Consider the following 8,959-nt stretch of genomic DNA (forward strand, 5'->3'; position numbering starts at 1 on the left):
CGAAGCCGCTGATACGGTGCAGGATCGACACGATGGCCGACGGCGGCTGCTTGTAGTTCATCGTGATGTCCGTAATGTTCACGTTACGGATCGGCTGCCTTCGCTCCTGCACTTTTTTTATCGCTTCTGACATTCCAGCACTCTTCCAAGTTGATTTATGGGCCCGCCGGAACGCGTCCATGCGGCTCTCGCCGCAAAAAAACTTGTCCGTGGGATACCTGTATTATCGCGAAATCTCACTATGCTGTCCAATATATGGATAATCTAGGATCCATACTTTTCACAGATACCGCATGGAACTCAGACATTTACGCTACTTTGTCGCCGTCGCCGAGGAAGGCAATATCACCCGCGCGGCGGAACGGCTCGGCATCGGCCAGCCGCCGCTGAGCCAGCAGATCCACGCGCTGGAACGGGAGCTGGACGTGAAGCTGTTCCACCGCACCGGCCATGGCGTGGTGCCGACCGACGCCGGCAAGGCGCTGCTCGTCGACGCCAAGCGCCTGCTGGGCGACGTGGAGCACGCGACCCTGAACGCGCAGCGGGCCGGACGCGGCGAGACGGGCCATTTGCACCTCGGCTTCACGGCGTCCGCCGCGTTCCACCCGATCGTGCGCGCGCTGGTGCGTGAATTCCGCAATGCCTATCCCGGTGTCGGCCTGACGCTCACCGAAGGCACGACGGCGCACCTGCTGGCGCAACTCGAGGAAGGCCGGATCGACCTGGCCTTCCTGCGCCCAGGCGTGCACTCGTTCGCCGGCGTCGTCCTGCAGGACATCGCGAGCGAGTCGATGAAGGCCGTGCTGCCGGTCACGCACCCGCTCGCGCGGCGCACCCGGATCCCCCTGTCCGCGCTGGCGCAGGAACCGTTCGTGCTGATTCCCCGCGCGGCCAGCCCGATGCTCCACGACGAGATCGTCTCGGCCTGCCGCCACGCGGGGTTCGAACCGATGCCGGGCCAGCAGGCGCCGCAGCTGTCGACCGTCGTCAGCCTCGTCGCCGCGGAATTCGGCGTGTCGATCGTGCCCGCGTCCGTCAGCCAGTTCCACGCCGAAGGGGTGACGTACGTGGATATCGCGGATGCGAAAGTCCGTTCGAAGCTGGCGCTGGCGTCGCTCGAAGGGAATTCGTCGACCAAAGTGGGCAATTTCCTCGAGATCGCACGGCAGGCGCATTAATGTGACACGGATGTCTTTCAGCGCGACACCATTCCGGACTTCGGCTTAGTATGGCCGTACCCGAAGGAGTTGCGACATGGCTACACCGCTGCCCGCTGGTCTTGCACCCGATTTCCGGCTGTTGTTCGACGCGACACCCATTCCGTTGCTCGTCCTGACGCCCGATTTCACCATGGTCGCCGCCAACGAGGCGCGCCTGTCCGCGACGATGACCACGCGCGAGCAGATCCTGGGGCGCAACGTGTTCGACGTTTTTCCGGACAACCCGGAGGATGCCACCGCGACCGGCGCCGCGAACCTGCGCGCCTCGCTCGACCGCGTGCTGCGGACCCGGGAAACCGACGCCATGCCGATCCAGAAATACGATATCCCGAAGCGCGGACCGGCCGCGAGCGGATTCGAGGTGCGCTACTGGAAGCCCGTCAACGCCCCGGTACTGGATGCCGCGGGCGACGTCGTCTACATCGTCCACTGCGTGGAAGACGTCACGGAACAGGTCTTGAAACAGCAGGCGGCGGAGGCAGGCGAAGCCAGGTTCCGCCAGATTGCCGACGCCATCCCGCAGATGGTGTGGTCGGCGCTGCCGAACGGCTATCACGATTACTACAACCGGCGCCATTACGACTTCGCCGGCGTGCCGGCAAGCGCCGCCATCGGCGACAACTGGGGGGCCATCCTCCATCCGGACGACCTGCCGCGCACGGAGCGGGCCTGGAAACACAGCCTGCGCACGGGCGAGCCCTACGAAATCGAATACCGCCTGCGCCACTGCTCGGGCGACTACCACTGGATGCTGGCGCGCGCGCTGCCGATCCGGAACGAGGCCGGCGACATGGAACGGTGGATGGGCACCTGCACCGACATCGACGACCAGAAGGCCCTGCAGGCGGCGCTGCAGGATGCCCAGGCGCGCCTGGAAGGCACGCTCGCCGCAGCGGAAGTCGGCACGTGGACCTGGGACATCCAGGCCGACCGGGTGCATGCGGACCGCAACTTCGCGCGCATGTTCCGGGTCTCCGACGCGGATGCCGACGGCGGGCCGTCAGCCGTGTATCTCGCCATGATCGATCCGGACGACCGCCCGGCCGTCGACGCCTGCACCGCCGAATCGCTCGCCACCGGCAAGCCTTTCGAGTACCAGTACCGCCTGCGCTACCCGGACGGCGGCATCCGCCATCTCCAGGCGCGCGGCAGGATCGAAGTCGACCGCGACGGCAAGCCGGCCCGGATGCTGGGGGTCGTGCTCGACATCAGCGAGGCGAAAAAAGCCCAGTCGGCACTCAGGGAAAGCGAAAACCAGTTCCGCACGCTGGCGGAAAACATCCCGCAACTGGCGTGGATGGCGCACAGCGACGGCGCGATCTTCTGGTTCAACAACCGCTGGTTCGAATACACCGGCACGACGCTCGCGGACATGCAGGGGTGGGGATGGGAAAAAGTCCACCATCCCGACTTCGCGGACGCGGTCAAGGCGAAGTACTACCAGCAGATCGTCCGGCAGCAGGTCGCGTGGGAGGACCTGTTCCCGCTGCGCGGCGCGGACGGCGAATATCGCTGGTTCCTCTCGCGGGCGGTGCCGATCCGCGACCGGAACGGCAGGATTGTGCGCTGGTTCGGCACGAATACCGACATCACGCTGCAGCGCGAGGCGGAAATCGCGCTGGAACAGGCCAACCGGCGCAAGGACGAATTCCTCGCGCTGGTCGCGCACGAACTGCGCAACCCGCTGGCGCCGATCGGCACCGCCGCGCAGCTGCTCGGCAAGGCAGGGACCGACGCGGACACCGTCAGGAAATACAGCGGAATCATCACGCGCCAGGTCAGGCACATGACGGAGCTCGTCGACGACCTGCTCGATGTGTCCCGCGTGACGCGGGGCCTGGTGTCCATCGACCGGGCGGAACTCGATATCCGCGACGCCATCGACGCCGCGATCGAACAATCCCGGCCCCTGATCGATGCCCGGCGCCACCGGCTGTCGGTGCGCCTCGTGCCGGAGCACGTGCTCGTCCTTGGCGACCGCACGCGCCTCGTGCAGGTGCTCGCGAACCTGTTGAACAATGCGGCGAAATACACGCCGATGGGCGGACGCATCCGGCTCGAGCTCGAAGTCGTGACATCCAGCGTCCATATTCACGTGACCGACGACGGCGTCGGCATGGATGCGCACTTCCTGCCCCATGTATTCGACCTGTTCTCCCAGGCCGAGCAGACACCGGACCGGTCCCAGGGCGGCCTCGGGCTCGGCCTGGCGCTGGTCCGCAGCATCGCCACCCAGCATGGCGGCAACGTGACGGCCCGCAGCGGCGGCCCCGGCAAGGGCAGCACATTTACCCTGTCGCTTCCGCTGCTCGACCGCAGGCACGCCGCGCGCGACGGCTCCCGCGCGATCGCGCGGGAATCCCATCCGCTGCATATCCTGATCGCCGACGACAATGCGGACGCGGCGACGTCGCTGGCGGCGCTCCTGCAAAGCGAAGGCCACACGGTCACGATCCGCCACGACGCGCACGGCGCGCTCGACGCGGCCCGGACGTCGCATCCGGATGCCCTGATCCTCGACATCGGCCTGCCCGACATGGACGGCTACGAACTGTCGCGGCGCCTGCACGGGCTGCCGGAGACCGGCCATGCGGCGTACATCGCGCTGACGGGGTATGGACAGGCGCACGACCGGGTGCTCGCCAAGGCGGCGGGATTCGACCATTACTTCGTGAAGCCGATCGACATGACCGCGCTGCACCGCGCGCTGGCGGCAGCGGCACCGGCCGCGCAGGCGCACGGCTGAAGGCTTATCCCACCTGCGCCGCGATCCTGGCCGCGCTTTCCGGGTCCGTCTGCCGGATCGCCTCGACGAACACGTCCAGCGACGACCCGCACGCGAACACGAGGACGTCCCCGCGGCGGCACAGCGACAGGCCCAGGCGGATCGCCTCGCCCACGTCCAGTTCGCGGTGCAGGGTATCCGTCTTGCCGACGACCTCCTCCGCGCCCTGCAGGATCAGGTCGACGGCGCCGCCGTATGCGCGGCCGCGGCTCGACGATTCGTAGACGACCAGTTCGTCGAAACGGCCGGCGCACACGCGGCCCACTTCCAGCAGGTCGGCGTCGCGGCGGTCGCCCGGCGCCGTCACGACACCCACCAGCTGGCCGGGCAGCAGCGAGCGCGCCATCTCCGCCAGCGCGGCGTACGCGGCCGGATTGTGCGCGTAGTCGACGATCACCGTCACGCCGCGCACGTCGAACACGTTCGTGCGCAGCGGGTTGGTCTTGCCGTCGCTGACGAACGTCGAGAGGCCCGTCGCGATCTGCAGGTTGCTGAAACCCGCCGCCATCAGGCCCGCCGCCGCCGCGAGCCCGTTGGCGATGTTGTAGCGCGCGCGGCCGCCCAGCGCGATCGGCATCGCTTCCACGCGCAGCAGCTCCTGGTGGTAAGTCGCATCCGCGACGACGATCGAATTGTCCTGGAAGTAGACGGCGCGGCCGCCCTCCTCCAGGTGGCGCAGCAGCACGGGGTTGTCCGCCTCCATGGCAAAGTACACGATCTCCACGTCCGGATGCACGCGACGCGCCATCGCCACGCACAACGGGTCCTCGGCGTTCAGCACGACGGCGCGGCTGGCCGCCAGCGGCACCACGGCCTTCACCTGCGCGAGGTCTTCGATCGTGTCGACGCCGTCCAGGCCCAGGTGGTCCGGCGATACGTTCAGCACCATGCCGATGTCGCAGCGGTCGAAGGCGAGGCCGCGTTTCAGGATGCCGCCGCGCGCCGTCTCCAGCACCGCGAACTCCACGTCCGGCGACGCGAGCACCGTGCGCGCCGACCAGTAGCCCGTGCAATCGCCCTTCGTGACTTCCTTGCCGGCGATGTAGACGCCGTGCGTCGTCGTCACGCCCGTGACCTTGCCGGCGAGGCGCACCGTGTGCGCCATCAGCAAGGTGGTCGTCGTCTTGCCGTTCGTGCCCGTGCACGCGATGATCGGGATGCGCCCGTCCAACTCGCCCATCAGCCCCTGCACGATGGCGTCGCCCGCGTCGCGCGGCGTGCCGCTGCCGGGATGCTGGTGCATGCGGATGCCTGGCGCCGCGTTGACTTCGATGACGGCGCCGCCCTGGTCCGCCAGCGGCTGGGTGATGTCGCGGCAGACGATGTCGATACCGGCCACGTCCAGGCCGATCTTCGCGGCCGCGCGCACGCACAGGCGGCGCGTGGATTCCGGCAGCAGGTCCGTCACGTCTTCGGCGGTGCCGCCCGTGGACAGGTTCGCGTTCCCGCGCAGATACACCGTCATGCCGGCCGCGGGCACGGCGTCCGGGACGAGGTCCTGGCGCCGCAGCAGGTCTTCCGCATGGGCGTCCAGCGCGATCTGCGTGAGGATGTTCGTGTGGCCCGCGCCGCGGGCGGGATTGCGGTTCTCGAGGTCGACGAGTTCGCGCACCGTGTGCGTGCCGTCGCCCACGACGTGCGCAGGCCGCCGCAGCGACGCCGCCGCGACCTTGCCGCCCGCGACGAGCACGCGGTAATCCGCGCCTTCGATGAAGCGTTCGACGATGATGTGGCGGCCGAACTTGCGCGCGTACGCGTAGGCCTGCTCGATTTCTTCATCCGTGCGGCACGCGACCGTCACACCTTTGCCCTGGTTCGCGTCCAACGGTTTCACCGTCACCGGCGCATCCAGCTTGCGAGCAACGCGTAAGGCGTCTTCGATCGTCGTCACGGTCTCGCCCTGCGGCACCGGCACGCCCGCCTCGTGCAACAGCTGCTTGGTGAGCTGCTTGTCGCTGGCGATGCGCACGGCGATGGTGCCCGTGTCGCCCGTGATGGTCGCCTGGATGCGCTTCTGCTTCATGCCCCAGCCCAGCTGGAACAGGTTCGCATCCTCCGTGATGCGCGTAACGGGGATGCCCCGCTCCTGCGCGGCGGCCAGCACGGCGGCGGTGCTCGTGCCGATCGCGTAGCGCTCGGCGATCTCGCGCAGCTCCTCCAGGCGCGGCGCCAGGTCGAACGCGCGGCAGTGCGCGAGCGCGTCGACGATGTCCACCGCCAGCGCGAACGCGGGCTGCGCGATCTTTTCCAGCTGGTAGGCGCAGACGATGCGGTACTGGCCCGGCTTGCCCGTCACGGGACGCGTCCGGCCGAACGCTACCGGCGCGCCCGCGAGACATTGCAGGCCCAGCGTCACATGCTCGATCACGCGCGCGAGATACGTCCCTTCGCGCAGGCGCTGGGCGAAGCCGCCCGGCTGGCCCGTCGGCACCAGGTAGTCCGCGAGCGACGGCAGCAGCGCCAGCAGCGCCTCGTTGAATTGCGGGAGGTCGCGGGTCGAGACGCCATACAGATCGTCCAGGTTGAGCACGGACAGCAGGCAGGGGGTGGCGGCGTGGATGTTCGGTCCACGCAGGAAGCGTTGTTCGAGTATGTGCACGGGAGTCCCTTGTTTGTCGGTCGTCGCGGCGCGCGTGCGCGTGCGCGCGCCGCTGCGTTCACTCTCAAGCGTCGAGCAGCTGCGAATACATCCGCGTGGCCATCAGGCCGATCGCCGTGTGGTGCACGGACGGCGACATCAGCTGCGCCAGCATCGCCATCGCCTCCGGCTTGCCGGCGGCCGCCGCCACGCGCTGTTCCAGCTGGTGCAGTTCGGAGTCGCCGCCAGTGCCCGCGGGGCGGCGACGGATCAGGCCCCGCTCCGGATAACCGCTGCGCTGCGCATGCTGCGTAAGGCTGTCGAGCGTGCGCTGGCGCGCGCGGTGGCTCAGCACGCGGGTCGTGCGCGCGGCGGCGATGGCGTCGCGCGGCGTCGTGATCCAGTCGCGCAGCACCTGCTGCTCATAGCTCGAGAAGACACCGAACATCTCCGCGCGCTCGCCCTGGATCAGGCGCCAGAAGCGGCTCTGCTCCACGTCCTCGCCGCGCTGGATCCAGCCCGACTCCTCCAGCTTCGTCAGGAACTCGGGGATCTGCCGCGGATCGGCGAGCCAGTCGTTGACGGAGCGGCCCGCCACGCGGCAGTAATCCGAATGCATGTTCTTGCCGATGGCGGCCTTGGCGCTGAAGATCTCGACCAGTTCCGCTTCCAGGTCGAAGGCGCCGATGACGGACGTCGTGCACGCGCCCAGGTCGTTCAGCCGGTAGCCGTCCAGCACGCGCTGGAAGAACGCGGCCGGGTCGCCGGACTGCGCCATCAGGTGGCGCAGCGCCTGCACGGCCTTGTGCGCGTGGCCGCTGCCGGCGTTGTCGACCGTGACATGCAGGGTGAAGTAATACGGGTCGATCCCGAGTTCGTTCAACTCGTACGACGTGATCAGCAAATGCAGCGGCAGTTGTTCGTAGCCGAGGTTGTACCCCACCACTTCCGGCAGGAAGGCGTCGGCGTTGTAGGCGAGCGCGAGCTGGATGGCGCCCTGCACGAAATGGTCCTCCGGCAGCGTCTCCCAGTGTTCGCAACCGTGCGCTGCGAGCAGGCGGCGGTACAGCGTGACGTGGTTCTTGTCCGGGACGCCGTCGCCCAGCTCTTCGAGATAGGTCTTGATCAGCGGGTGGAATTCCGGATTCTCCCAGCGCGACAGTGTGCCGTACAGCCAGGCGCCGTCGACGAGCTTCGTGGGCGCGACGCCCTTCAGGAAGTACAGCGCATGCGACTTGTTCGTGAAGTAGCGGCGCGGCGCGCCGTTCTTGCGCGCGGCCAGGTATTCGCGGTAGGCGATGCCGACCGATTCGGCGCGGCCCTGTATCCAGCCCTGCAGCTGCCACACGGCGTCCGGCAGCTCGCACGGTTCGGCGCGCGCCACCTCGATTTGCGCCGCCAGGAACGCGCCGGACGCCTCGAGGGCCGCGGCCGGGTTGTCCATCAGCGCGAAATACAAGTCCCTGGCGGACGATACCTGGACCGGGCGGGTGTCCCGGCCTGTTGCGCGTGTTGGGCTGTCGACGGCAAAAGTGGAGGTCATAACAAATCTTTTGGTAAATGTTCTACCAAGATTATGCGGACCCGGCGGAGATGGCGTAATCGGTACGCTTCCCTCCAGAATGTCGGACAGGGATTACAAAAATTGTATCGTTGCCAATCGGGATAGGGGCGGCCAGCTAGTCTGGCCGGTCCCCTCCCACACCACCCGGCATGCGGGTCCGCACCGGGCGGTTCGAGAAGTTGAGGTTATGAGAGCCGAGGCATGCCAAGGCGGTCAAAGTAGGCAATAGTAAATATGCTGTTGAGCAGGTAGCGGCTGTTGCGTTGCCATCTGCGGCTATTCGCCGCGATTCGATGGGCTACAACAACCGGAGCGCCCAAGGCCAGCAATTCTCGATAGATCGTGGTGCCGCGCTTCCAGTGCTTGAGCTGGATAGTTCGCATCCGGTGGCGCATCCACTTGTCCAGCGTGCGCCAGACTTTCGATGTTTGCGCCAGTCCAAAGTAGCCTTTCCAGCCCAATACATAGGGGCGCAGACCTTCAATCACCTGCTCGATGCTGCGTCCGCCAGATCGGCGGGTAAGCTGCCTGATCTTCTGCTTGAATGTCTCCAGCGCCTTCCGGGACACAGCGCGTTTAACCTCATCCTTTCCGGTCTTATACAGCTCAAAGCCCAGAAATTTGCGGCCAAACACACTTGCCACTGCGCTCTTCGATTCATTGATCTTCAAGCACAGTTTGTCATAGCGGCGTCGAAGCAGAGCCATCACCCGCTCACCAGCTTTCCGGCTGCATACATATACGTTGCAGTCGTCGGCGTAGCGGGCGAAGCGATGTCCCCGTCGTTCAAGCTCGCGATCCACCTCGTCGAG

Annotated in this window: 5 protein-coding genes; 2 read left to right on the forward strand and 3 right to left on the reverse strand. The window is 67.0% G+C overall.

Annotated elements, in window-relative coordinates:
• The first annotated feature begins 293 nt into the window (after positions 1-293).
• Positions 294-1,178, forward strand: coding sequence for a LysR family transcriptional regulator (locus QPK29_RS33005; RefSeq protein WP_056132061.1), 885 nt, complete (start codon positions 294-296; stop codon positions 1,176-1,178).
• 76 nt (positions 1,179-1,254) lie between these two features.
• Positions 1,255-3,966, forward strand: coding sequence for a PAS domain-containing hybrid sensor histidine kinase/response regulator (locus tag QPK29_RS33010; RefSeq protein ID WP_371772370.1), 2,712 nt, complete (start codon positions 1,255-1,257; stop codon positions 3,964-3,966).
• A gap of 4 nt (positions 3,967-3,970) precedes the next feature.
• Here QPK29_RS33010 and cphA read toward each other — a convergent pair whose 3' ends face one another.
• The 3 genes from cphA to QPK29_RS33025 all read right to left on the reverse strand — a co-directional run.
• Positions 3,971-6,604, reverse strand: a complete 2,634-nt coding sequence (gene cphA, locus QPK29_RS33015) for a cyanophycin synthetase (RefSeq protein ID WP_371772371.1) — start codon at positions 6,602-6,604, stop codon at positions 3,971-3,973.
• Positions 6,605-6,668: 64 nt separating this feature from the next.
• Positions 6,669-8,126, reverse strand: coding sequence for an iron-containing redox enzyme family protein (locus QPK29_RS33020; protein ID WP_371772372.1), 1,458 nt, complete (start codon positions 8,124-8,126; stop codon positions 6,669-6,671).
• A gap of 206 nt (positions 8,127-8,332) precedes the next feature.
• On the reverse strand, positions 8,333-8,959 hold a 627-nt coding region (locus QPK29_RS33025; protein WP_400189944.1), incomplete at its 5' end, for a group II intron maturase-specific domain-containing protein.

The organism is Massilia orientalis (assembly GCF_030411975.2).
GTDB lineage: Bacteria > Pseudomonadota > Gammaproteobacteria > Burkholderiales > Burkholderiaceae_D > Telluria > Telluria orientalis.